This window comes from Rhodanobacter sp. LX-99, assembly GCF_018599185.1.
GTDB lineage: Bacteria > Pseudomonadota > Gammaproteobacteria > Xanthomonadales > Rhodanobacteraceae > Rhodanobacter.
This window is the reverse complement of the sequence record NZ_JAHFVL010000002.1, coordinates 298235-323280: the sequence shown is the minus strand read 5'-3', so window position 1 is coordinate 323280 and position 25046 is coordinate 298235. Positions and strand designations below refer to the sequence as shown.

Annotated in this window: 23 protein-coding genes; 14 read left to right on the top strand and 9 right to left on the bottom strand. The window is 66.1% G+C overall.

The features are described from left to right. Positions 1-60: 60 nt before the first annotated feature. Both KK131_RS12145 and KK131_RS12140 read right to left on the bottom strand, forming a co-directional pair. On the bottom strand, positions 61-873 hold the full coding sequence (locus tag KK131_RS12145) for an SGNH/GDSL hydrolase family protein (protein WP_214556988.1): 813 nt from the start codon (positions 871-873) through the stop codon (positions 61-63). A gap of 141 nt (positions 874-1014) precedes the next feature. Then, positions 1015-2592, bottom strand: a complete 1578-nt coding sequence (locus KK131_RS12140; protein WP_214556987.1) for a M20/M25/M40 family metallo-hydrolase — start codon at positions 2590-2592, stop codon at positions 1015-1017. 274 nt (positions 2593-2866) lie between these two features. On the opposite strand from KK131_RS12140, the gene KK131_RS12135 reads away from it, so the two are divergent. Then, the gene (locus tag KK131_RS12135) at positions 2867-3214 is read left to right on the top strand and encodes a RidA family protein (protein ID WP_214556986.1); all 348 of its coding nucleotides are present in this window, start codon (positions 2867-2869) and stop codon (positions 3212-3214) included. A 92-nt stretch (positions 3215-3306) separates the two neighbouring features. Here the strand turns inward: KK131_RS12135 and KK131_RS12130 are convergent, their stop codons facing one another. After that, entirely contained in the window at positions 3307-4314 is a 1008-nt protein-coding gene (locus tag KK131_RS12130; RefSeq protein WP_214556985.1) for a gamma-glutamyl-gamma-aminobutyrate hydrolase family protein, read from the bottom strand. A 444-nt stretch (positions 4315-4758) separates the two neighbouring features. Between KK131_RS12130 and KK131_RS12125 the strand changes: the two genes are divergently transcribed. Then, positions 4759-5553: a DUF899 domain-containing protein gene (locus KK131_RS12125; RefSeq protein ID WP_214556984.1), complete on the top strand. Its 795-nt coding sequence runs from the start codon at positions 4759-4761 to the stop codon at positions 5551-5553. Positions 5554-5590: 37 nt separating this feature from the next. On the opposite strand, the gene bglX is transcribed toward KK131_RS12125, so the two are convergent. Then, positions 5591-7876: a beta-glucosidase BglX gene (gene bglX / locus KK131_RS12120; protein WP_250887236.1), complete on the bottom strand. Its 2286-nt coding sequence runs from the start codon at positions 7874-7876 to the stop codon at positions 5591-5593. 253 nt (positions 7877-8129) lie between these two features. After that, positions 8130-9071 carry a LysR family transcriptional regulator gene (locus KK131_RS12115; protein ID WP_214556982.1) on the bottom strand — a complete coding sequence of 314 codons (942 nt, stop codon included), beginning with the start codon at positions 9069-9071 and terminating at the stop codon, positions 8130-8132. Positions 9072-9180: 109 nt separating this feature from the next. Here KK131_RS12115 and KK131_RS12110 point away from each other — a divergent pair, with 109 nt between their 5' ends. From KK131_RS12110 to KK131_RS12080, 7 genes are all read left to right on the top strand, one after another. Beyond that, positions 9181-9702, top strand: coding sequence for a hypothetical protein (locus KK131_RS12110; RefSeq protein ID WP_214556981.1), 522 nt, complete (start codon positions 9181-9183; stop codon positions 9700-9702). Positions 9703-9881: 179 nt separating this feature from the next. Next, the gene (locus KK131_RS12105; protein ID WP_214556980.1) at positions 9882-11825 is read left to right on the top strand and encodes a CocE/NonD family hydrolase; all 1944 of its coding nucleotides are present in this window, start codon (positions 9882-9884) and stop codon (positions 11823-11825) included. 20 nt (positions 11826-11845) lie between these two features. Further along, positions 11846-13051, top strand: a complete 1206-nt coding sequence (locus KK131_RS12100) for a serine hydrolase domain-containing protein (protein WP_214556979.1) — start codon at positions 11846-11848, stop codon at positions 13049-13051. 175 nt (positions 13052-13226) lie between these two features. After that, positions 13227-13847, top strand: coding sequence for a hypothetical protein (locus KK131_RS12095; protein ID WP_214556978.1), 621 nt, complete (start codon positions 13227-13229; stop codon positions 13845-13847). A gap of 113 nt (positions 13848-13960) precedes the next feature. Next, a complete protein-coding gene (locus KK131_RS12090; protein WP_214557378.1) occupies positions 13961-14716 on the top strand; it encodes a M90 family metallopeptidase in 756 nt (251 codons plus the stop codon). A gap of 253 nt (positions 14717-14969) precedes the next feature. Next, a complete protein-coding gene (locus tag KK131_RS12085; protein ID WP_214556977.1) occupies positions 14970-15353 on the top strand; it encodes a hypothetical protein in 384 nt (127 codons plus the stop codon). Positions 15354-15876: 523 nt separating this feature from the next. After that, entirely contained in the window at positions 15877-17547 is a 1671-nt protein-coding gene (locus KK131_RS12080; RefSeq protein ID WP_214556976.1) for a tetratricopeptide repeat protein, read from the top strand. 421 nt (positions 17548-17968) lie between these two features. Here the strand turns inward: KK131_RS12080 and KK131_RS12075 are convergent, their stop codons facing one another. Beyond that, positions 17969-18853 (bottom strand): LysR substrate-binding domain-containing protein, encoded by an 885-nt coding sequence (locus KK131_RS12075; protein WP_214556975.1) that lies wholly within the window; start codon positions 18851-18853, stop codon positions 17969-17971. A gap of 121 nt (positions 18854-18974) precedes the next feature. Between KK131_RS12075 and KK131_RS12070 the strand changes: the two genes are divergently transcribed. Both KK131_RS12070 and KK131_RS12065 read left to right on the top strand, forming a co-directional pair. After that, the gene (locus KK131_RS12070) at positions 18975-19496 is read left to right on the top strand and encodes a lipocalin-like domain-containing protein (protein ID WP_214556974.1); all 522 of its coding nucleotides are present in this window, start codon (positions 18975-18977) and stop codon (positions 19494-19496) included. Positions 19497-19615: 119 nt separating this feature from the next. Then, complete coding sequence (locus tag KK131_RS12065) at positions 19616-20437, top strand: hypothetical protein (protein ID WP_250887235.1); 822 nt, start codon at positions 19616-19618, stop codon at positions 20435-20437. A 125-nt stretch (positions 20438-20562) separates the two neighbouring features. Here the strand turns inward: KK131_RS12065 and KK131_RS12060 are convergent, their stop codons facing one another. Next, positions 20563-21075, bottom strand: a complete 513-nt coding sequence (locus tag KK131_RS12060) for a hypothetical protein (protein WP_214556973.1) — start codon at positions 21073-21075, stop codon at positions 20563-20565. A gap of 432 nt (positions 21076-21507) precedes the next feature. Between KK131_RS12060 and KK131_RS12055 the strand changes: the two genes are divergently transcribed. Then, positions 21508-21948 (top strand): winged helix-turn-helix domain-containing protein, encoded by a 441-nt coding sequence (locus KK131_RS12055; RefSeq protein WP_214556972.1) that lies wholly within the window; start codon positions 21508-21510, stop codon positions 21946-21948. Between the two features lie 150 nt (positions 21949-22098). Here the strand turns inward: KK131_RS12055 and KK131_RS12050 are convergent, their stop codons facing one another. After that, entirely contained in the window at positions 22099-22830 is a 732-nt protein-coding gene (locus KK131_RS12050) for a hypothetical protein (protein ID WP_214556971.1), read from the bottom strand. 62 nt (positions 22831-22892) lie between these two features. Further along, on the bottom strand, positions 22893-23204 hold the full coding sequence (locus tag KK131_RS12045) for a hypothetical protein (protein WP_214556970.1): 312 nt from the start codon (positions 23202-23204) through the stop codon (positions 22893-22895). Between KK131_RS12045 and KK131_RS12040 the strand changes: the two genes are divergently transcribed. Together KK131_RS12040 and KK131_RS12035 are read left to right on the top strand one after the other, a co-directional pair. Then, entirely contained in the window at positions 23185-23706 is a 522-nt protein-coding gene (locus tag KK131_RS12040; RefSeq protein WP_250887234.1) for a helix-turn-helix domain-containing protein, read from the top strand. The two genes, KK131_RS12045 and KK131_RS12040, sit on opposite strands and share 20 nt — an antisense overlap. 712 nt (positions 23707-24418) lie before the next feature. Then, complete coding sequence (locus tag KK131_RS12035; RefSeq protein WP_214556969.1) at positions 24419-24985, top strand: hypothetical protein; 567 nt, start codon at positions 24419-24421, stop codon at positions 24983-24985. Positions 24986-25046 lie beyond the last annotated feature (61 nt).

The following is a 25046-nucleotide window of genomic DNA, read 5'->3' as shown; positions in this document are numbered from 1 at the left end:
ACTGCCGGAGCAAACGGCCCGCAAGGCTTTCCACGGTGCTGCATCGCACCGGGCCGGTCGCTACTTCGCCAGCGCCCGTTCGATGGCCCGCTGGGCCAGCGGCGCCATGATCATGTAACCCGCCGGCGTCGGATGTACGCCGTCGCCGGCGAGGCGGGAATCCATGCCACCCTGCGCGTTGGCCAGCGCGCTGTAGTAGTCGAGCCAGGTGGCGCCACGCGACGCCGCATAGGACTTGAGCCAGGCGTTGAGCGCGCGGACCTTGCTGGCCGGCTGCAATCCCGGATGCCAGGGGTAGTCGCTGACGGGCAGCACGGAAGCGAGAATGACCCGGATATGGTTGGCCTGCGCCAGCTCCGTCATGGAACGGAAGTTGTCCTCGATCATCGGCAACGTGGCGAGACCCGTATTGCCCGCGATGTCGTTGGTGCCGGCGAGGATGACTACCGCTGCGGGATGAAGTCCGATCACATCCTGCCGGAAACGCAGCAGCATCTGCGCCGTCGTCTGTCCCGATATGCCGCGATTGATGTACGGCTTCCCGGGGAAGAACCGGGTGTCCCTGGCACGCCCCCACGCATCGGTGATGGAGTCTCCAAAAAACACCACGCGCGCCTCGCCCGGCGCGGGCGCCGGCAGCCGTGCGTTGTCATCGCGGTAACGACCCAGTTGCGGCCAGTCCGACAACAGCTGCTGCATGGACGCGACCTGCCCGGCAGTGACCGATGCCGGCGGCATGGTGTAGAGCGGGTTGATGGCGACGGGCGCCGCCGCGACGGAGGCGAAAGCCGCGGCCTGGTCCGTGGCATGCAGCGGACCGGCAACGCTGGCGAGTAGCACGAAAGCAGCCGCAAAGACCGACGGAAACGTCATGCTCGAGACCTCCACGCAAGACTTGAAGAGCCCACGGGCGAGCAGGATACCTCAAGAAAAACATCGGCCCTCCCCCGAGCAGAGGAGAGGGCCGACATGGAGCTTGCCTATTCCGGTCCGCCGGTGTCGTCCCGCCGGGAATCAGCCTTCCAGCAGTGGCTTGCGCGGCAGTTTTTCCTCGCGCATGGCGGCGTGATAGACGAAGGACGCGACGATGGCCGCCGCCTGCTTCAGGTCTTCCGGCTCGGCGTGGTCCCAGGTGTCCAGGTGACTGTGATGGACGTTGCTGAAGTAGTCCAGCCGGTCCTGGATGAACTGGAACCCCGGCAGGCCGACGCGATCGAAGGAAACGTGGTCGGTGCTGCCGGTGTTGCGGGTGACCACGGTGGTGGCGCCGACGTCGTGGAACGGCTCCAGCCAGGCCTTGAAGATCGGCATCACCGCCAGGTTTTCCTGGGCATAGATGCCGCGGAAGCGGCCCGAGCCGTTGTCCATGTTGAAGTAGGCCGAGAAGCGGTCGTAGTCGCGCTTCTTCCGCAACGCGCCGGTCGATTCGCGCAGCGACGCGGGCAGCGCCTTCTGCTTGGGATCGGTGGGCTCCGGCCAGGCGGCGAAATGCTTGGCCACGTAGGCCTGCGAACCGATCAGGCCCTGCTCCTCGCCGCTCCACAACGCCACGCGGATGGTGCGCCTGGGCTTGGCGCCCACCGCCTTGAGGATGCGCATGGCTTCCATCATCACCGCCACGCCGGCGGCGTTGTCGGCCGCGCCGGTGCCGGTGTGCCAGGAATCCATGTGCGCGCCCAGCATGACGATCTCGCCGGCCTTGCTGCCGCTGCCCGGGATCTCGGCCACGGTGTTGTAGCCGGGCTGGTTCGCTTCGTCGGTGAAACGTGCCTGCACGTTCACGCGCAGCTTCACCGCCTGCTTGCGTTCGACCGCGCGCGCCAGCTGGTTGTAGTGCTCGGCCGCCATCGCCAGCTCCGGCACGCCCACCGATTCACCGGCCTTGCGCGAACCACCGCCGCCGACGCGGATGATGCCGTTGTCCCAGCCGCTGATGCTGAGGGTGGCCAGCACGCCTTCGGCGACGAAGAACTCGTTGGTGGCGCGGGTCAGTTCCTGGCGCTCGGTGTATGTCTTGATCCGCTTGGCGCGATCCTTGTCGGCGTCCCTGGGCACGGCAAACGCCTGCAGTTCGGCCAGGCCGGCTTCATCGTGGCGGTGCGAGTCCGCTTCGACGCCGCGCTTGTATTCGCGCGCTTCGTTCAACAAAAGGATCTTGCCCGCCAGCTTGCCCTTGTACTTCTCGAGGTCGGCGCGGGTCTTGATGGCGACCGCCATCACCTCGCCCTCGACCGGGCCGTTGGTGCCGGGCGTCCACGCCTTGGGCAGCGCATGCAGCGGCAGCGTGCGCGGGCTGAGCATTTCCACGCTGGCGTCGCTGAACTCCCAGCCGCGGCCGAAGTCGTCGAAGGCCTCGTCGTGGACGTTGGCCAGGCCCCAGTCGTTGAACTTCCCGCGGGTCCAGGCATTGGCCTGCGCCATCTGCGGCGAATTGGTCAGACGCGGACCGATGTTCTCGGTCAGATGGCTGAAGATGGCCATCACCTGCGAACGATGGAACGCCTCCTGGCGAATGCGGCTGACCATGTCCAGGTCCACCGGTTCCTGCGCCGCGGCGATGCCGCTGACTCCCAGACACATCATCACCAACATGCAACGCTTGATCACAGCTTTCCCCTGGTACGGTTGAACGCAAGAACTTTCGAATCTAGCGCCCTGCCTCCTCGCGCTCATGGGCCTTTAGTCATGCTGCCTGCCTCAAGCCCGGGAAATCGAATCGTCACTGATGCGCACATGGCATTGATGCGTGCATCGCGCTCTTGAGCTGCATGCGAGGGGCAGAGTTATTCAATCCGCATGGAAAGTGTCTCTCTGCCCTTGTGTTTCCGGTAACAATGACGGCGATATCCCCACAGGAAACCACCTCATGATCCAGCGTTTCGATACCGGCCCCCGCATGTCCGAAATGACCATCCACAACGGCGTGGCGTATCTCGCCGGACAGGTAGCCGAGGACACCAGCGCCGACATCGTCGGCCAGACCGAGCAGGTACTCCATGCCATCGACGACCTGTTGAAGCTGGCCATGACCGACAAGACCAACATCCTGCGCGCGGAAATCTTCCTGGCCGACATGGCCGACTTCGCCGGCATGAACGAAGCCTGGGACAAATGGGTGCCCCAGGGCGCCACGCCAGCACGTGCCACAGTGCAGGCGAAGCTGGCCAGGCCGAACTGGAAAATCGAGATCGTGGTCACCGCTGCGGTGGCGTGATCGCGCGGCAATCCAGAGCGCAAAGGGACCAGCAAAGTGGCGGGTTGAGAGGCGGCTGCTTTGTTCCGACACCTTTTTCGACCCGGGTTTCTCTACATGTCCTCGGTCGTCGATGCCACGCTCTTGGCATCGCGTAGACGACTCAACCACGCGCGTATGGCGCGTTGAATCGTAACAGCCGCATGGCGCGCCGCCGCGGCCCGCATGAAGTTCTCCATCAGCAAGCGGTGAAAGGCCATATCGTCCTTGTCGCCACTGGTCAGATGCACCTGGGCGTATTCCGGGTGCCACTGGACGCCCACGCAGAAGTGTCGTGAAGGATCCTCATACCCTTCGGTGACGTTGTCGCTGAGTGCACTGACCCGCATGGCCGTATCCGGATCGAACGACGACTGAGCCCAGTGGGAGGAGTTCACTGGTATCTGAAGATCGGTATACGGATCGCCTTTGTCCTTGGTCGACAGATAGCCTCGGTAGTTCTCATCGAACAACTGACGCAGGTGGGAGTTCTTTTCAATCGTGACGTCATGGGCACGAACCATCAACTGTGCCGGGAGGAATGACTTGTTGTGGGTATCCTTGATGTCGCCGCTCAGCAAGGAGATGCTGGCTCCCAGAACGGCCGCCAGGCGCCATGAGCCGCCGCACACGGCAAAGACCGGCATGTTGTTCTCACGACAATAGGTTATGGCTATTACCTCTTGCGCGTGTCGCGCCGCCTCCCAAGGCTTACCGACATTCCTGGAGTGCCCATCGCTCGGCTGCAGGGGATGGGCAGTTGGTCCGCCAGGCACGAACAGCGCGTCCACCAACGCCTTGTCGATCGTGGTGCAGTACAGGGGACTGCTCGCTACTCGACTAAATGATTCCGGCAAGGACGTGTCCGACGACGATGCGTCATACAGCGCATTGGAGATCAGGGTGACGGCCCGAATGAAGCATTCCTGCGACCCGACGGTTACGACGCGCGGCGTCCGCTTACTGGTCCTGTAGCTCCCTTCCCCCTTCCAGAGCGCACCGGTCTCCAGCAGACAAAGATCATTGTCGTGAGCCTTTCCTTTGCCGTCTGAACGGTAGGGCACCGCAATCGTAATCTGCATGGGAATGGTCCTTTCCTTTAGAGGCATATATCCGAACTGCAGTCACCATCATGCCGGCGGCCATCGAGGCGGGCAAGGTCAAAACGGCGTTCCTTTCGACGCGTGGCTTGGCGCCACCATGGAAATGGCGGCACCTTTTCCCCATGACACTTCCCTATGTCATATGTCATGCCGACGCATCGAGCTACGAGTAGCGGCATCACGGTCCGTATATCGGCGCCCAATACGGTGCAGAAAACGATCAAGCGCAAAGGGGCGGTTGAGCCGGTCCGTTTGTTCGGAGCTTCACCGGCCGCACGCGTGAATCCCGCCACACTTGTCACTCCCGTTGTCCGACATCCGGCGGTAAAACTGGTCCATCACCCACAGCGAGCGACCGGCCGTGAGCGCGATGACGCGTTCCGGCCCGAACCCACGAAAGATCGCTCTCATCCGGAGGCTGCGATGACCACGAACAAATCACCCGGGAACGGCCGCAAAGAAGGACGGCGCGCCATGAGCACGCCACCGGTCGTGCCGCCGCAGGAGTGGGAGGCCGCGCGCGAGCAGCTTCTCGTCAAAGAAAAGGCGATGACCCGCGCCCGTGACGCGCTGGCCGCCGAGCGACGGCGGATGCCGTGGCTTGCGGTGGAAAAGTCATACGTGTTCGAAGGACCCGAGGGCAAGGTCAGTCTGCTCGACCTGTTCGCGGGCCGCCGTCAGTTGATCGTCTACCGCGCCTTCTTCGAGCCAGGCGTGCATGGCTGGCCGGAGCATGCCTGCATCGGCTGCTCCCTGGGAGCGGACCAGGTTTCCCACCTCGCCCACTTGAACGCACGCGACACGACGCTCGTGTATGCCTCGCGCGCACCACAAGCCGACATCGCGCGCCTGAAGGCGCGGATGGGTTGGGAAAAAATCCCGTGGTACACGATCACCGACAGCTTCGACGCCGACTTCGGCGTGGACGAATGGCATGGCCACAACGCGTTCATCCGCGACGGCGACCGCGTGTTCCGCACCTACTTCATCAACGGCCGCGGCGACGAGGCGATGGGCACCGTCTGGAGCTACCTCGACATGACGGCGCTCGGGCGCCAGGAGTCGTGGGAGGACTCGCCGGAGGGCTATCCCCAGACCCGGCCGTACAAGTGGTGGAACTGGCACGAACTCTACGTCCCCGGCGCCGCGATCGACCCGGAGTGGGACAAGGTGTCGGAAGCCGGAGAGGCCGCGTTCCGGGAAAAACACGACGGCTGACCGGGGCGGGACCTCCGGCCTGGCAACGGGCAGCCGTCTATCGCGTGACGTCGAACGCCGCCTGCTCCGTCGCCTGCGAGCTGCCGCCGACCCACACCGTGTAGTGCGTGGGCTCCACGACCTGGCGGCTGTGCACGTCGTAGAAGGACAGCTCCGGGAAACCCAGCTCGAAACGCAGCCGCCGCGACTCGCCCGGCGCCAGCGTGACGCGCTGGAAGCCCTTCAGGCTGCGCACCGGCTGCTCGACACTGGCACCGAGGTTGCGTACGTAAAGCTGGGCGACCTCGGTGGCTTCGCGTTTGCCGGTGTTGGTCAGCGTGGCGGTCACGGTCAGCAGCGACCTGGCGTCCGGCCGGTTGGCCTCGGCCAGCGGCAGCGCGCGGCGCGAGACGCGCACGTCGGAGTAGGCAAAACTGCTGTAGCTCAGGCCGTAGCCGAACGGGAACAGCGCATCGTTCGGCACGTCGATGTAGCGCGAGACGAAGCGGGTGTCGCCGGCGGGCGGCCTGGACAGGTCGGCTGCGCCCGGCGGACGGCCGGTCGGGAACTGGTTGTAATAGAGCGGCTCCTGCCCCACCGCGCGCGGAAAGCTCATCGGCAGTTTGCCGCTGGGCGCCACGTCGCCGAACAACACGTTCGCCAGCGCGTTGCCCGCCTCGGTACCCGGGAACCACACCGCCATGATCGCCGGCACGTGCCGGGCCGCCCAGTCCAGCACCAGCGGGCGGCCGGAGAACACCAGCAGCACCACCGGCTTGCCGGTGGCCGCCACCTGCTCCAGCAGTTGCTGCTGCTTGCCCGGCAGGTCGAGGCGGGCGCGCGAGCCGGCTTCGCCGCTCATCGCCGACGATTCGCCGAGCGCCATCACCACCACGTCCGCCTGGCGGGCCGCCTGCAGCGCGGCGTCGAAGCCCGCGGTCGCATCGCTGTCGATGCCGGTGCCTTGCGCGAACAGCAGGCGGCCGCCGCGCTGCTGCATGCGCCGCTCCAGCGCCTGGCGCAGGGTCACCACGTCGGGCGCCTGGGTTCCGCCGCCCCAGGCGCCCTGCATCTCGTTGGAAGCATCCGCCAGCGGGCCGATGAGCGCCACCGACTTCACGCCCTCGCCCAGCGGCAGCACCGCCTTGCCGCCGACCGGCGCGTTGCGTAGCAGCACGAAGGACTCCTCGGCGGCGCGCCGCACCAGCGGGCGATGCGCGGGCACCGCGTGCGTCACCTCGGCGCCTTGCGCGTAGGGATGCTCGAACAGCCCCAGCGCGAACTTCACGCGCAGCACGCGGCGCACCGCTTCGTCCACGGTGGCCATCGACAGCCGGTGTTCGGCGAGGAGCTTGGGAATCTGCGTGTCGTAGAAGTGGGACATCATGTCCACCTCGACGCCGGCCTTCAGCGCCTTTTCGGTGGCGGCGGCCGCATCGAGCGCGATGCCGTGGTTGATCAGTTCCATCACCGCGGTGTAGTCGCTCACCACGAAGCCGTCGAAGCCCCATTCCTTGCGCAGGATCTCGTCCATCAGGTACGGGCTGGCCGTGGCCGGCACGCCGTTGAGCGCGTTGAACGAACTCATCATGGTCGCGGCACCCGCCTCGACCGCAGCCTTGTACGGCGGCAGGTAGACCTGGCGCAGGCGGATGTCGGACATGTCGGTGGTGTTGTACTCGCGCCCGGCCTCGGCCGCGCCGTAGGCGGCGAAGTGCTTGACCGAGGCGGCGACACTGTCCGGCTTCGACAGATCGCTCCCCTGGTAGCCGCGCACGTAGGCGCGCGCCATCGCCGAGCCCAGGTACGGGTCCTCACCCGCGCCTTCGGTGGAACGGCCCCAGCGCGCGTCGCGCGAGATGTCCACCATCGGCGAATAAAACCACTTCACGCCCGCGGTGGTGGCCTCCGCGGCGGCCAGGTGCGAGACGTCCTCGACCAGTTTCGTATCCCACGACGCGGCCAGGCCGAGCGGCACCGGGTAGATCGTGCGGTAACCGTGGATCACGTCGGCGCCGAACAGGATCGGGATGTGCAGGCGGCTGTGCATCGCCGCCTCCTGGAAGGCGCGCGTCTTTTCGGCGCCGACGACGTTCAGCATCGAGCCCAGCCGCCCTTCGCGCGCCAGCTGCATGGCGTCCACCCGGGTCTTCGTCTCCGGATTGGCAGCCAGGGCCTTGTTGCCGTCGGCGGTGGTCGCGCTGAAACCCTGGTCGTTGTACTGCACCAGCTGGCCGATCTTCTCGTCCAGGGTCATCTGCTTGAGCAGCGCCTCGACGCGCCGCGCGATCTGCGGCGAAGCCAGCTGCGCGTTGGGCAGGGCGGCCGCGCTTGGCGATCGCAACTGCGGCTCCTGGCCTGGCGAGGCGAGGGCTGTCGAAGCCGCGGCAGCCGATGCGACGGCAGCGAAAAACAACAGCACGGCGGGATACAACGAGAACGTGGCGGGTCGTTTCATGGAGGCCTGGCAAGCGCGGGGGATGATCAAGGTTTAAACGCGCCGCGCGAAGAAAGCAACAACGAACCTTGGGCGGCCGCGGGTTCGGGCTGGTTCAAAAGTGTCGTTTCAAAAGGTGTCGGGGGTGAACCGGCACTCGTCAGCCCGTGCGGCTTCGGGTCGTGTCGGCGGCAGCCGCGCGGCGTTTCACGTGGTCGATGAAGGCACGCAGCTTGGGCAGCATCTGCCGGCGGCTGGGGTAGTAGAGAAACATGCCGGGCGCCATCGGCGCGTACGGCTCCAGTACTTGCACGAGGTCTCCCGTCGCCAGCGCCTTCGCGGCGATCGGTCCGGGCACATGGGCGAGGCCGACGCCCCGCACGGCGGCGCCGAGCGTGGTGACGAAATCGTTGGCGATCAAGGGGCCCGACACGGCGATCTCGATCGGGCGGCCGTGGTCGACGAGCGACCACGGCGCGAGCGCCCCGGTGGAGCGTCGCAGCCGCAGGCAGGCGTGGCCGCGCAAGTCGTCCGGGCGTTCGGGCGGATCGCGGCGGGCGAAATAGATGGGGCTGCCGACGACGATGAAGCGAAACGGCGGCGTCAGCGGCACCGCCACCATGTCGGCGGCGATGAGTTGGCCCAGCCGGATGCCGGCATCGAACCCCTTGGCCGCCACGTCGATCAGTTCCTCGCTCGCGGCGATCTCCACCTCGACTTCGGGATACGCCTCGCAGAAAGAGGCGACCAGCGGCTCCAGCAGGACCGATACCACCGCGCGCGGCACCGACAGCCGCAGCAGTCCGGCCGGCCGCTGCCCGAGGTCACGCGCCGCCTCGCCCGCGGCGACCAGTTCCTCGAAAGCGGGCTTGGCACGCGCAAGGAAACGTTCGCCGGCTTCGGTCAGGCCGACGCTGCGCGTGGTGCGTATGAACAGCGTCGCGCCGATGCGCGCCTCGAGCACACGCACCGTCTGGCTGATCGCCGACGGCGACACCCCGAGCGCCGCGGCCGCCTTGCGGAAGCTGCGATGCTCGGCCACGCCGAGGAACACTTCCACGCCGTCGAGCGCGCCCTGTCTGACTGTGAAGTTCTGCTTCATGCCTCGTCGACATTATCCCAAGTAGTCCATCACCGGAAACGGCCTTACCTTGGTTCTCCCACCAGGCATCCCGCCACCGCGGACCCTTCCGTTCGAAGAGGAGATCCCCATGCCACCAGCCATCATTTTCACCTTGCACCTGGGCCTGGGTTACGTGCCCTGGCTGCTGTGCTTCCGTGCATACGTGTGGCCACGGCTCGGGTCCATGGACGCCATCGCGGCACATCGCGCCATCGCCACCTTGCACAGCTTCCGCTTTTTCGGGCTGGTGTTCCTCGTGCCGGGCGTCGTCGGCCCGCACCTGCCCGCGGGCTTCGCCACGTTCGCCGCCTACGGCGACCTGGCCACGGGCGTGCTGGCCATGCTGGCGCTGCTGGCCATCAGGACGCGGCCGCTGTTCTGGCTGTTCACCGTTGCGTTCAATCTGGTGGGCGTGGTCGATCTCATCGCCGACTACTACCACGGCATCACGCTCAACCTTCCCGCGCTGTCGGGCGAACTGGGCGCCGCCTACGCGATCCCGGTCCTCTACGTGCCCTTGCTGATGATCACGCATGGCGCCGCGTTCTACCTGATGGTGCGGCCCCGGACCGTGGCCGCACGGCTCGTCGCCGGCGAAGCGACGTCATAGACCGTCGGGTGGAAAACCGGGCCCGCCGCGCCGGTCAGGAAAATGCGCTCTTGGCTTCCCCTTTTTCGGGTCCCTTCCCCCGCACCCGGATTGCAAAATCCTTGTGACCGCTCTCATAGTCGCGATGTGCAACCGCGGTAGATTGCGAACACGACTATCCTCACGAGGACCCTCTGGACATGAAGAAAGCCACTCTGGGCGCGGCACTCGTTTCGCTTGCCTGCCTCTTGTCAGCCGCCGCGTTCGCGATGCCCTCGACGGGCCAGGCTTCGGCGAAGGTCACGCCCGACATGATCCAGACCGGGTCCGACATCCCCACCGGCTGGAAACAGCCGCAAGGCAACTTCGACTACACCAAGCGCGACGTGATGATCCCGATGCGCGACGGCGTGAAGCTGCACACCGTGATCCTGATCCCGAAGGGCGCGCACGAACTGCCGATGCTGCTCGAACGCACGCCGTACAACGCCAGCGGCATGGTGCCGGACAATAGCCCGCACATGGCCGACGCGGTGTGGTCGGGCGACAAGGACTGGGCCGACGGCAGCTACATCCTGGTCTGGCAGGACGTGCGCGGCAAATACGGGTCGGAAGGCAACTACATCATGACGCGCCCGCCGATGGGGCCGCTCAACCCGACCACCACCGACGACACCACCGACGCGTGGGACACGATCGACTGGCTGGTGAAAAACACCAAGGAATCGAACGGCAAGGTCGGCATGATCGGCTCGTCCTACGACGGCTGGACGGTCGCCATGGCCTTGCTCCATCCGCACCCCGCGCTGAAGGTCGCCGCGCCGGAAAGCCCGATGATCGACGGCTGGATGGGCGACGACTGGTACCACTACGGCGCCCTGCGCCAGGTGAACCTCGACTACTTCAGCGGCCAGATGAGCAAGAAGGGCGAAGGCAAGAACATCCCGCGCGAAAGCTACGACGACTACACCAATTTCCTCGACGCGGGCTCGGCCGGCGCCTATGCCGAGGCCAACGGCTTCAAGCAGCTGCCCTGGTGGAACCGCTTCTCCGCCCACCCGGCCTACGACGCCTTCTGGCAGCTGCAGGCGCTCGACAAGCTGCTCGTCGCGCATCCCTCCAGCGTGCCCACGATGTGGCTGCAAGGCCTGTGGGACCAGGAGGACATCTACGGCGCCGTGCATGCCTGGGAAGCGCTCAAGAAGGCCGGGCACGGCGCCAACAACCACCTGGTGATGGGCCCGTGGTGGCACAGCCAGATCAACCGTGACGGCTGGAACATGGGCCCGCTCAAGTGGCCGGGCAACACCACCGCCCAGTTCCGCCAGCAGGTGATGATTCCCTGGTTCAACCACTACCTGCGCGGCACCGAGCTGTCCAGGCCGCTGCCCGAGGCGATGATCTACAACCCGGTCGAGCAGCGTTGGGACAGCTTTACCGATTGGAAGGTGGCGAGTGACCAGCAGCTCACCCCGCTCTACCTGCAGGCGGACATGGGCCTCGGCTTCGAGCAGCCCACCGACGGCAGCGACAGCTACGTCTCCGACCCGGCCAAGCCGGTGCCCTACCTGCCGCGCCCGATCCCGCAGAAGAACGACCGTTGGCGCACCTGGCTCGTGCAGGATCAGCGCTTCGCCGAAACCCGGCCCGACGTGCTCGCCTACGTCACGCCGGTGCTGACCAAGGCCGTGACCGTCCAGGGCGCGCCGATCGCCGACCTCTTCGCCAGCACCACCGGCACCGACGGCGACTTCGTGGTCAAGCTGATCGACGTCTACCCCGGCACCGATCCGACCGATCCCACGATGGGCGGCTACCAGCTGCCGGTCTCGCTCGACATCTTCCGCGGGCGCTACCGCAAGAGCTTCTCCGACCCGTCGCCGATCCCGGCCAACCAGGTGCAGGAATACAAGTTCCGCCTGCCCACGGTGAACTACGAGTTCAAGCCCGGCCACCGCATCATGGTGCAGATCCAGTCCAGCCTGTTTCCGCTCTACGACCGCAATCCGCAGACCTACGTGCCCAACATCCTCTTCGCCAAGCCATCCGACTACCGCAAGGCGACGGTGACGATCGAACATGGGCCCGATGGGCGCAGCGCCGTCCTGCTGCCGGTGGTGGCGGGCTCGACCCGCGGCGGCTGATCCGGATGAGCACTCGCCGGATGCGCAAAGGCGGAAGCTGTTGCCTGCTCGGCCTGCTGCTTCTCGCCGGTACGGCACGGGCGGGCAGTCCCGTCGCCACCGTCCGTGTCGGCTTCGACCGCGACGGCGTCACGTCCACCCAGGTCCACGGCTTCGCCGACAAGGCCGCCGGACGCAAGGTCAGCGCGGACGACCCGGTGCGCATCGCCTCGATCTCCAAGCTGGTCACCGCCATCGGCGTGATGCGCCTGGTGGAGGCCGGAAAACTCGACCTGGATGCCGACGTCTCCGGGCAACTGGGCTGGCCGCTGCGCAATCCGGCCTTCCCCGATACGCCCATCACGCTGCGCCTGCTGATGTCGCACCGTTCCAGCCTCACCGACGCGGCCGGCTATTGGCAGACACCGCTGGATGGACAGCTGCGCGACATCCTCAAGGATCCGCGCGCCTGGGACGCCCGGCACGCGCCGGGAACGTATTTCCGCTACACCAACCTCAACTTCCCGCTGGTGGCGCAAGCGATGGAGCGGGCCACCGGCGAGCGCTTCGACCGGCTGATGCAGCGCCTGGTGCTGAAGCCGCTGCACATCGGCGGCTGCTTCAACTGGGACACCTGCAGTGCGGCAGCCGCTGCCCGCGCGGTGGTGCTGTACGACGCCGACGGCAAGCCGGTGAAGGACGACAACCACGGCCGCAAACCGGACTGCCCGGTAGTTCCCGCCCAGGACGGCAGCTGCAATCTCGCGCATTGGCGTGCCGGCGAGAACGGCGCACTGTTCTCGCCGCAGGGCGGCCTGCGCATCTCGGCCAAGGGCCTCGCGCGCATCGGCCGCCTGCTGCTGGACAACGGCCGCATCGACGGCGTGCAGCTGCTGGCGCCCGCCTCCGTGCAGGCGCTGATCACGCCGCTCTGGCAGTACCGCGACGGCAACGGCCTGACCTGGGAGGAAGACACCGACGACCGCGGCAAGGGCTTCTTCTGCCGTTACGGCATGGCCGTGCAAACCCTGGCCACGCCGGCCACCGGCTGTCACGATGATCCGTTCGGCGACGGCATCGAACGCATCGGGCATTCCGGCTCCGCCTACGGCCTGCAGGCGGGGCTGTGGGTGGATCGCGAACATGGCACCGGCGTGGCCTGGTTCGCGACCGGCATGCCGGATCAACGGCTGGGCGGGCGCTCCGCGTTCAGCGCGGTGGAAGAGCAGCTGGCGCGCGGGAAGTAGCAAAGACGCGCCGGGAACGACTTGAACGATCCGGCAGCCGCCCGACCCGGGCAAGTTCACGCAACCCGCCGTTTGCCCGGGCCAGGTAAGACTTCGTAAGCATCTCTTCATGCGTACATCAAGCTTTCGGCGACAACCTGGGTTTCCATGCCCGAGGTCTCAACGGAGAGCATCGATGAACGTGCGCGATCAGGTGGTCCGGTTTCTCAAAACCCATCCGTCCATCAACGCGGTGAACTTCAAGTTCAAGGCGTACAAGATCTGGCCGGACGCCTACCGCAAGGATGTCGCAAGCGCCGTGGCCAGCGGCGACATAAAGCTCGGCACGGCAGTCAACCGCAAAGCCGCTGCCAGCTATCGGCAGGACCAGGACCGGCTGGAAATCTCCCCGACGGCAAATTTCGCCTCGCTCCACGACCTCGGGCTGATCCTGCATGAATGCACGCACGCCATCCTGGACATGCGCAGCATCGGCGAACACTCCGGCTTCGAGGACGAGGCCGTCGCCTACCTCGCGCAGGCCTTCTTCCTGACCCGCACCCTCGGCGATGCCCGCACCACCCCCGACATTCCCGTGCCGTTGAGCGACAACGACGAAGGGGGTGCGGGCATCTACCGGGAAGCCAAGCGCATCGCGGCGAAGGCGATGCGCACCGGCGCGTACTACATCGAAGAGAAGGATGCAGCCAACCTGGTGTTGCTGGTCGCCAAACACCCTCACTACCAGGGCAAGGACCGGTATCCCTCCAACCGCTTCAAGCGGAATCTCCTGTACAACTTCATGCGCAATATATAGACGCCGACGAACAGGGGCGGAACGGGACCGCATCGAGATGGCCCCGTTTCGCTTGAGAAAGTGCACCTCGGCCCAGATGCTCATGGCTCTACGCTTCCCTCCAGCATGTGGCCATGTTCGACAAAATCAGAAACTGGCGTTTACGACGCATCCTCGTCCGGCGCCCGATCGCCGAAGAACTCTGGCGAAATGCGCTGCAGCGCTGTGCCCCGGCGCGCCGACTGGGCGCTACCGACCAGGCCACGCTGCGCGTGCTGGCAACGCTGTTCCTGGAGAGCAAGTCGCTGGAGCCGACCAAGGGTCTGCATCTCGAGGACGCCGACCGCGTCCTGATCGCGGCACATGCCTGCCTACCCATCCTGAAACTGGGCATGGACTGGTACGAGGGTTGGCACAGCGTCATCGTGTACCCGGACGCGTTCATTCCACGGCGCCCGCACATGGACGCGGCGGGGGTCGTTCACCAGACCAGCAGCGTGATGGCCGGTGAGGCGTGGGGCCGTGGACCGGTGATCCTGTCGTGGGCGGATGTGCTGAGCACCGGGAAGAAACCCGGGCACAACGTGGTCATCCACGAAATGGCGCACAAGCTCGACATGCTCAACGGCGACGCCAACGGCTTTCCGCCATTGCATCGGCGCATGGATCGCCGTGCGTGGTCGCAGGCCTTCTCGAGCGCGTGGGATCGCCTGCAGGAGGAGCGACGCAATGGAGCCGAGTTGCCGATCGACCCGTATGCCCTTGAAAGCCCGGCCGAGTTCTTCGCGGTGGCCAGCGAGCAGTTTTTCGAGGCACCGGCAGCATTGCGCCAGCACTTGCCGGACGTCTATCGGCAGCTCGAGCAGTTTTACCGGCAGCACCCGTTCTGAGCGATCGTGTTCAAGCATGAACAAGGGCGACCGGCCACGTGGCACCGGAGGCCGATGACCTGGACGGCCGAGGCAAGAGCGAACCCATCCGGAAGCCATTGGACTTCCTCCGTCGCCTTATCGGTCCGGAACGTGTTAGGTTCCGGTCAAGCACGCCACTGCGGTTGCCGGGCGCCGGTGCCGGTTGATCGTCAGGCAACCCGATGCGGATCGCGGGTCGTCCGGCGTGCACTCTTGCGAGAGGGGGCAACGCATGGCACGCGACAAGAACCGCTCGGACGTCAATGTCGGCGACGTTGACTGGAGCAAGCCGCAGTTGAACGAACTGCTGCAGAAGATCGACGGTTTGTCGCTCGATCATCGCAGCGAGACGCCTCCCAGCGAAGTGAAGATCCGCATCGTGTCCGGATGGGATACCAGCCCGGCCGACAAGCCCGCCATGCTCGTGGCGAAAATCGACGACGTGATGGTGCTGGCTACCCGGTTCCCCTTGCCCCACGGTGTGGAGGTACAGGTGTTCGGCCTGCCCGGTGGCGGCCCGGCGCCGCGTTGGGCCGTGGTGACGGAGGAGCGCGAAGGCGTGCGCGCCGAGGACAAGGCGCAACTGATCTACCTGAACTGGCTGCGGCCGCGCTGAAACCTTGAAGCCCGGACGGAGGAAATTAAACGGGCTCGCGCCGCGTCTGCTGTCATTTCCTGCAAGCCGGTTGCTTTTCCTGAGCCGTGCCGGGCACCACTCGTCGATACTCGCCGACAGTTGCCATCCGGGGAGGCCCACCGTCGTAGGAATGCTTGAATTCTTCGTGGATGCGGTTGTGATCCTGGCTCAAGGTCGCATGAATAGTCGTATGGACCTTCGTGCCGTGCCGGCGAGCTTTCGGCGGTTCCATTTTGCATTCTGCCTGTACCGATTTGTTCGAGCGCGCAACAGAACAATCCAGCAGTGGCAAGTAGCCAAGACAATGCCAAGGCGGCGACTTCATCGATGCATGCAAGACCGGCTCAAGCCCGCCTTTCGCGGGCGGACAACCGGGAGAGGCTACCTGGGGAGTAGCGCATCCGGCGCCGGCGGCAACGCCAATACCAATGCAATCGCGTTTCCCTTGCCCGCATCCGACACGGGCTTCGTTACGGTCTGGCAACACCACGGGAGAACCACGATGATCCGTCGATCCTTGCTCCTGCTGCTGCTGGCGATCCTGCTGGTGGGCTGCGACCCGGCGCCGAAGGCGGCCAGCGACACCGCATCCGCCCCCGAGGCTGCCGCGCTGCCGCTGTTCGATACCTTCGGCGACCTGCACCACGACGTGGCCACCCGGGTGCCCGCCGCGCAACGCTATTTCGATCAGGGCCTGCGCATGGCCTACGGCTTCAACCACGAAGCGGCCGGGCGCGCCTTCGCCGAGGCGGCGCGGCTGGACCCGCAATGCGCGATGTGCGTCTGGGGCCAGGCCCTGGTGCTGGGGCCGAACATCAACCTGCCGATGGATCCGGCGCACGCGAAGGACGCCACCGCCCTCGCCGGGCGCGCCGCGAGCCTGGCCGCCGCGGCGCGCCCGGTCGACCGGGCGCTGATCCAGGCGCTGCAGGCGCGTTACGCCGACCCGGTGCCGGAGGACCGCAAGCCGCTGGACCGCGCCTACGCCGACGCGATGGCGCGCGTGGCCGAGCAGTTCCCCGATGACGACGATGCGGCAACCCTGTACGCGGAAGCGTTGATGGATCTCTCGCCATGGGCGTACTGGGAAAAGGACGGCGCTCCGGCGGCATTCACCCCGCGCCTGCTCGGCGAACTGGAACGCGTGCTGGCGCGCAACCCGCGCCACATCGGCGCGATGCACTACTACATCCATGCCATCGAGGCCTCGCCCGAACCGCAGCGCGCCGAGCCCTGGGCGGACGCCCTGGCGGCGCTGGCGCCCGGCTCGGGCCATCTGGTGCACATGCCGGCGCACATCTACATCCGCGTCGGCCGCTACCACGACGCAACCCTGACCAATCTCTCCGCCACCACTGCGGACAAGAATTTCCTGGCGATGTGCCGCGGCAGCAACGGGGTCTACCCGCTGGGCTACGTGCCGCACAACTGGCACTTCGCCACGATGACGACGGGCCTGACCGGGTCGCGCACGCTGGCGCTGCAGGCGGCCGAGCAGACCGCCCGGCGCGCCGACCGTGCCGTGATGGGCGAGGCGCCGATGGAATTCATGCAGCAGTTCGTGGTCACGCCGCTGCTCACCCAGGTCCGCTTCGGCGACTGGGACGCGATCCTCGCCGATGCCGCCGCGCCGCCGGAACTGCCGTACCCTGCCGCGATCCGGCACTTCGCCCGCGGCATGGCGCACGCGCGCAAGGGCGCACTGGCCGAGGCCGCGCGCGAGGCCGACGCCCTGCATGCGATCGCCGTCGACCCGGCCATGGCGAAGGTGAGCTTCTTCGACATCAATCACGCCGACGGCGTCCTGCGGGTAGCCGATGCCCTGCTGCGCGGCGAACTGCTGCGCACGCGGGGCAAGCGCGCGCAGGCCATCGCCGCGTTGCGCGAAGCGGCAGCCGCCGAGGACGCCCTGGCCTACAACGAACCGGCCGACTGGCCGCTGCCAGTCCGCCCCTACCTGGGCGCCGCGCTGCTCGAAGCGGGCGACGCCAAGGGCGCGGCGGAAGCGTTCGACCAGGACCTGAAGACCTACCCGCTCAACGGCTGGTCGCTGTTCGGCCTGGCGCAGGCGCAACAGAAACTCGGGCAGACCGACGCCGCGCGCGAAACCTCGAAGCGGCAGGCCGCCGCGTGGCAGTGGGCCGATGCACCGCTGACCGCAGCGCGGTACTGAGCATCGTTCGGCGATTCCGGGGCATGGCAGACCGGTCGACCGAGGAGGGTGGAAGCCGCGCGCTCCGGGGATTCGCCGGGAAACCTGCCATGCCCTCTGTCTTGCCGTTTTTTTGCTTGGTTTGGCGCTGCGCGCGGCTTTTCGCAAAGCCCGCTGACAGCTTCGGCTGTTGGGGAAGCAGTGAAAGGATGCGTATCGCGTGCCCCCGGGCAGCACGCAGAATGCTTCGAAACAGCATGGGCCGGCGCCGTCGATGTCGACGCGCCGGGACTGGCCATGCTCGACCGCGCTACTGTTGCATGCTGGCGCGGATCGGAGCGTGCTCCATCACGGGGAAGAGCAGTGCGTGCCTATCGACCCCGGCGGCGAAATGGCGGCCCGGTTAGCTCGCCTGGGCAAGGGTTGATTAGCCGCGTCCCTTTTATTCCGTGTTCCGGGCCAGATGCATCCGCGCCTGCTCCATCACCGCTTGCCGCAGGTGCGTCAGCGCCGCCGACGGGGGGCCGGGGGCGACATGCAGGCACAGGTCCACGCCCGGCAGCGGCGGCAGGCCGTGGCGTTCATCCAGGCGCACCAGCGAAGGCGGCAGGTCGGCGCCCGTGCGCACGGTGATACCCAGGCCCGCGGCCACGCCGGCCCACAGGCTGTGCAGGCTGGCGGTGACGAAGGCCGGCCGCCAGGCGATGCCGACCCGATCCAGTGCGGCCGTACCCGCCTGGCGGAAGAAGCACGGCGGCTGGTAGAGCGCCAGATCCAGCGCCGTATCGGTCCGCACGACCTCGCCCGCTCCTGCCGCCCCGATCCAGATCATCGGCAGCGTGGCCAGACGCTCGGCGTCCGCGCGCCCGCCCTGGTTCAGCGCAAGGACCAGGTCGAGCTCGCCGCGATCGAGCCGTTCGAGCAGCACCCCGTTGCGCTCGACCAGCACATCCACCCGCACCGCCGGGTAGGCCTTCCGGAACTGTCCCAACGCCGCCGGCAACCAGGACTCGGCGAAATCGCCCGGCAGGCCGAAGCGCACCGTACCGCCGATCGCCGCGCCGCGCACCGCGTGGACCGCTTCGTCATTGAGTTCCAGGATGCGGCGTGCGTAGGCGTGTACCCGGTCGCCCGCCTCGGTCAACACCACGCGGCGGCCCTGTTTGCGGAACAGCGGCTGGCCCAACTGCAACTCCAGCTTGCGCATCTGCTGGCTGATCGCCGAGGGCGAGCGCCCGATCCGCTCCGCGGCACGGGCCAGTCCGCCCAGGCGCAGGATCGCCACCAGGCTGCGCAAAGCGTCCATGTCGAGATTGGGGAGCGGCATCGGTAAGAAATTCGAAAGTGTTGCCCTCGAATTATTCGGTTTTTCCGCGTGTCGGCAAGCCCTACGATCGGCGAGGCCTCACCCACGAGCGCGCCACCCGATTTCGAAAGAGGAAAGCCCCATGAACCTGCACCGCCTGTTCCCCCGCCTTGCCGCCATCGCCTGCCTGCTGCCCGGCGTGGCCTGGTCCTTGGGCATCGGGGCGGCCGACACCCGCGGCGATGTTTCGCTGGCCGGAACCTGGACGCTGGTGGCGGCCGACGTGCTGCATCCGGACGGTTCGCGCTCGCACGACTATGGCGATGCGCCGAAGGGCCTGCTGCTGATCGACCGCGCTGGGCACTACTCGCTGCAGCTTTTCCGCGCCGACCGCCCACGCTTCGCCAACCCGGACAAGGCCAAGGCCAGCGCGCAGGAATACCGGGCGGCCGTGATGGGCGCGAGCACCCATTACGGCACGATGGCGGTCGATCCGGGCCGGCACCAGCTGGTGTTCCGTATCGAAGGCGCCTCCTTCCCCAATTGGGAGGGGCAAGAGCAACGCCGCGCCTTCGAGTTGCGCGGCGACACGCTCAGCTATCGGGTGCCGCCGCGTCCGGACGGCAACGTGCCCATTTCGGTTTGGCGGCGCATCGGCGAATGAGGCAGCTTCGCGAGGAGCCGTGGCCCCGCGAAAAAAAATTTCGGCTGATGTCGATCTGCGAAGCTCTCCATCGTCGTTCCAGTGAGGTCGCAAGGCCCACTTCGACAGGAGAGATCACGATGAGAAAGCCAGTGCTGAAAGGGGCCGTTTCGCTCGACGACGGCGGCGCTCCCCGGGCCGGGCGGAGAACGACGAGGATGACGTTCATGGGCCGGCTTGCCGCCAGGCTGATGGCATGCACGCCACTGGTCTTGCTGGCCGCCACCGGCGCCGTCGCGGGTCCGGCCGGGCCCTATTCCCGCATGGCGGCGGTCGATGCCTACCTCATGGGCCGTGCCCAGGAAATCGCCCTGGCCAGAAGCGCCGCGCCCGCATCCATTTCCAGGGATGCGACCGTGCTGGTCCTGACCCGCACCGGCTACGAGACCGCCGTTACCGGCACCAACGGGTTTGTCTGCTGGGTGGCACGAGGCTTCAGTGGCGCCCCCGACTGGCCCGAGCGATGGAACCCGAAAATCCGCGCCGCCGGATGCGACAACCCGCAGGCCGCGCGCAGCGTCACCCCGATCGCCAAACTTCGCACGGCGATGACCCTTGCCGGCCGCACCGACGCCGACATCGCCGCCCGCATCAAGGCCGCCCTGCGCACCAGGGAAATCCCGCCGCTGGAGCCGGGCGCCATGTGCTACATGATGTCGAAATCCGCCTACCTGTCGGATGACGGCGACCATGACATGGCACACGTCATGTTCTATGTCCCATTGAGGGATGCCGCCGATTGGGGAGCCAACGCGCCCGGCTCGCCGATCTTCGGCGGAAGCTACTGGTTCTATACGCCGGGCCATCGAGCCGAGGCTGACGCCCTGCCGCCGCTGTCGGTCTTCCTGGTCGGAGTCGCCACCTGGTCCGACGGCACGCCTGCCGCGATGCCTCAGATGTAGGCGCCTCTTGGGCAGAGCACCGTTGCGCCTGGGCGGCAAGGATCGGATGAGGTGCCCCGGACTTTCCGGACACGTTGGTCGAGCACTCCGCCCCGGTGGCAGCGCCTCTCTTTTTGCACTCCCGCTCAGTCATGCAGATCCACTTCTGCCAGTTCCAGACGTCCCACCTGTGTTGACGCCAGGGGCTGGCTGTACGTGTTGCCCCGCACCGGCAGGGGTGCCAACAAGCAATGCTTGCCTCCCGACGGCACGGCCCGCTTGCAATACACGTTCACGATGGCAACCGTGTCCCGGGCGGGGCCGATCAGTCGGATCTGCCTCGCCACGCCAGGGCCGGACGAGTTGTCGATGGCCACGGTGACAAATGGCCGCTGGGACATGCCGCTCATCCGCAGGGCTTCCGACCGCTGCGCCGCCCGCTGCGCCCGCATGTACTGACGGTGTGTGTTGCCGACATGGGCCTCCAATCCGTAACCAAGGTTCAAGTCGACGACGTAGGTCTCGTATTGGGCTGGTGGCAGGGTGACCGTGACCTTCTGCATGTTGGTGGTCTGTGTCTCGTCCTGGGCGAAGCCGACGCCGCCGACGCCGGCAAGACCGAGCGCCATGGTCGTGGCAATGATCAGCTGCTTTTTCATGAATACCTCCCGACGGGCGCCAATGGTCCGTGGGGTGATTTTGAGCTGGAGCCACCGCGCTTGCTTGAAGGATTTGTGTGGAATCTGCGTGGATCCGCTGAGGATCTTCGGCAGTCCCGCCTGCGGGATGCGAAAGTCGAAGACCCATAAACCATCGTCCGATATGCGGCATCCGATGGCTGGCAGCACGCACGGGATGCAGCGAGCGCGCCGGGAAGATGTCACCGACACGCAGGGCGGTCACTGCCGCCGCTCCTGCGGGAATCCCCCGGTAACACCCCGGGAAAAATCGTGCCAATCCGCCTGTTTTTCCGTGCCCGTGGATCCGGCGCAAGCACTGACCACGCGGCACGTATTACCTCTGGCAGATGGCACGGTGTCACCAACAGGCGCACTCTACGCTCGCAGGGTGAGTCTCCGAGAGGCACGATCATGTCCTCCTCCGAACTGGACGACCACTGGCTATACCAATGCGATGGCATCGTCGTCGATCCATCCGCACACCTGCTGGAACGTGATGGTCAAGCGCAACCAGTGGAGCCCAAGGTCTATACGGTGCTGGTGACGCTGCTGCAGCAGGCGGGCAAGGTGGTCGACAAAGGCACGCTGCTTGATGCGGCATGGGGTCACCGCTGCGTCACACCGGGCGTACTGAGCCACGCGATCTCGCAGCTGCGTCGTGCCCTGGGTGATTCGGCGCTCCACCCGCGCTACATCGCCACCGTGCACACCATCGGTTACCGCTTCATCGGCAAGGTGCACCGGCGCTCCCGCCGTACTCCCGTATTGACCGAACCATCCCACGGTGGGCGCGTCCGCTGGCATCGAGGCCACCTCCTCGGCAACTTCGGCTTCCGCCTGGCAACCCGGTGAGCGATGCGAAACCGGGGCGGAGAAAGTCAAGGAAATTGAACGACCTTCGGCCCGGTCTGCGCCTACCCACGCCATGCCGCCTGCCCGCGATCTGCCACGGTGCGTGTAGACCTCCGAGGCATTTCCGTCTCCGGCCCCTTGCATGCCTCGTCAAGCTCGCCTGGAAATCCCCGGCGTACCTCTCCGCATCACCCGGCGCGGAGTCAATCGACGCGCTATTTTCCTGGACCCGAGCCTGGCATTTGACTTCCTCCGCCCCGGTTTCATCTGCTCGATGCGATACGCGGCCGGTACCTCCTCCACGCCGGTCCGCGAACCGTGCGCCGGTCCGAGCCGCTGCGCATTCACGTCGTCAATGATGTCGCGCAGCTTCTCCGCGTCGGAGAAGATCGCATCCCCAAGGGTCGACAGCGTGTGGTCGGCGAACTCGGCGTCATCGTTGGCGATCACCACATCGCCAAGGGCCCGGATCATGCCGATCAGCAGGTTGATCTCATCGATCTGGTTCAGCGTGACGCCGAAGATATAGCGACTCCCCGCCTCGTCAGGCACCGGCTCCACGGCTTCCGGTTCCGGTGCGTCAGCCTCCGAAGCATCCGGCCCCGCATCGGCTCCGGGCGCAGCCACCCTGTCACCACGCTCCGCCGGCCAGGACAACTCGTCCAGCACGAGCCCCATCTGCTCCGCCAGCAATTCCAGGCAGATCGCCACTTCGCCCACGCGAATCTCGGGGAGACATTCCTGCTCCTCGTCCGGCCGCCGCGGTTGCGCCAGGTGCGACAGGAATTCGACGTACTCGCGCAGCTTCTTCAGCCGTAGCTGGCTGTCCTCCGGCAGAAAATAGCCCATCGTCCCCAGATCATCCGAATCGAACGTCGACATGGTCGCCTCCTGTTCCATGAAGTGCCCGTCCACGGCATGACGACGGACGGGGAGTCGGGCGGTCAGAAACCGCCAACAAACGGCGGGCGTATTCCCCGAAGGATGATGTATTGGCCGCCGTGCTCGACGCAGGTATCACGTCGCGCCGGCCTCGCCCAATCGGCTGCCCATGCAGACAAGTCAGGAAGTGGATTCCGCCCTGTTTTCTTGAACAGCCACGCCATGTTCCGCACCTGCGCGCATTGACGATGCGAGCGTTGCGCCGCTGCCAGCGCAACGCTCCGCTGCCACTTTCGAAGATGGCATGCTCCGCATGCGAAGCCGGCCGCAACGTGCTCGACAAGGCTGGCAACGATGGCGGCGATCCACTTCATGGCCGGCACATTGCAACCAACAAGTGGTTTTGTCAACAACCAGAAAGTGGCTTGTCGCGAATGCGGGTGCGCAACAATCGTGGCGACCACTCAACGTCGCCGCGCACAAGCGCCTGGCGACGATGCAACCACAGGAACCCGGATGGCTGCCACCTACGAGGAATTCGCGGATCGCCTGCGGCAGATGCTGGATCGCGCCCGCTTCGAGGAAGGGCGCGGAAGGACGGGCGCCTTGGCCGACCGCTACGCCGTGTCGCGTGAGACTGCCCGCAAATGGCTTGCGGGCCTCACCCTGCCCGAGCTTGCCCGCATCATCGAACTGGCGAAGGATTTCGACGCCAGCTTCGAATGGCTGGCCACGGGCCGCGGGCAAGTCCAACTGGCCGTGGCGGAAAAATCCCCCGCCTATCGACGCCTCACCGACAACGAGAGCCGCCTGCTCGACGCCTTCCGCAACCTGCCCGAGCCCAAGCGCCGGCTGTTGGTGGAATTCCTCTCGTAGGCAGAAGGTGTCAAAAGGACGAATGGCGCTTGATCTTAAGCGCAAAGCTCCGGTTTCCGTCATTCCCGCGAAAGCGGGAATTCAGTGACTTCAGGCTGCCGGAGGTGCTGGATCCACGCTTTCGCGGGGATGACGAGCTTTAAGTAAGCGCCATTCGTCCCTGACACCAAGGCAAAAAGGCGCCACCATTTCGCCGTCCGCAGTCAAGAGGCCCGCACATGCTCTTCCCCGGTGATGCCGAGGGTAGATGCCCGTCTTGCCGCTGACCACCCGCCGTTGTGTTTCATGCGGCGCCAAGATCGCGCCAGTCACCGTTCTGGTTAGGGCCGCGTCAGCGGCCCTTACTGCTGTCCAAACACTCATCGGTCATCGCGGATCCCGTCCAGGTGCACGTCGTGCATGGCACAGAATCGCGGGCTCAAGGCCCACCCCTTGATGGCTCGGTCCGCGTGCGGTCCTGCGTACAACTTTTTGCCTATTTGCCGAATTGTCGTCGGCAGCTTCGCATTGCCGTCACAGGGCGCTTACGCGCCAAGGTACAGAATGGCTTTACCGCCCCTCGATCTACCTCGCCGCCGCCCGACCCATCGCGGCGGTCAGTTGTAGGTTTGTGCGACGTGATCACGCGAAGGCTTTCTTGTCCTCGTCCAGAAGATGGAAGCCCGAAGCGGAGAACGCGTCGTTGGCTTCCACCCAGTCGAGGAGAGGAAAGATGAAACGTCCAGCCCGTGGTGCGAGGTTTACCAAGTCCATGCTGCTTGGTGTCGCGTTCGCCACCATCCCGGTCGCGGCCTTGCATGCCCAAGACAACGAGAGCAGGGTCAGGCAGGGTTTCGCGTTGAACCCGGTGCCGCTCAACCTCAACGGCAAGAACCCTGCATTGGTTGGCCTCGGGAGCTACATCGTTAACACCGGGGGCTGCAACGATTGCCATACCAATCCAGCGTTTGCCCCTGGCGGCAATCCCTATCTCGGCCAGCCTGAGCGTATCAACACGGCTGAATTCATGGCTGGTGGCCGTTTGTTTCCGCCATCCCCGTTCAAGTCGGCCAATCTCACGCCCGACCTGACCGGCAAGCCGGCGGGACTGACCCTCAATCAATTCATCGCGACGTTGCGCACGGGACACAACCCGCTCGACCCGCCAGGGGCACTGCTGCAGATCATGCCGTGGCCGGCGTTCGGGAAGAAAACCGATCTCGACCTCCGTGCGATCTATGAATACTTGCGCGCGATTCCACCGCTGCCCGACAACCCGCATCCCAGTCCCAATCCGTAAAGCGGGATTCGGCCCCCCCCGAAACGGACGGGTGGGCGAGCGACTAAAACGGGGGGCAGAG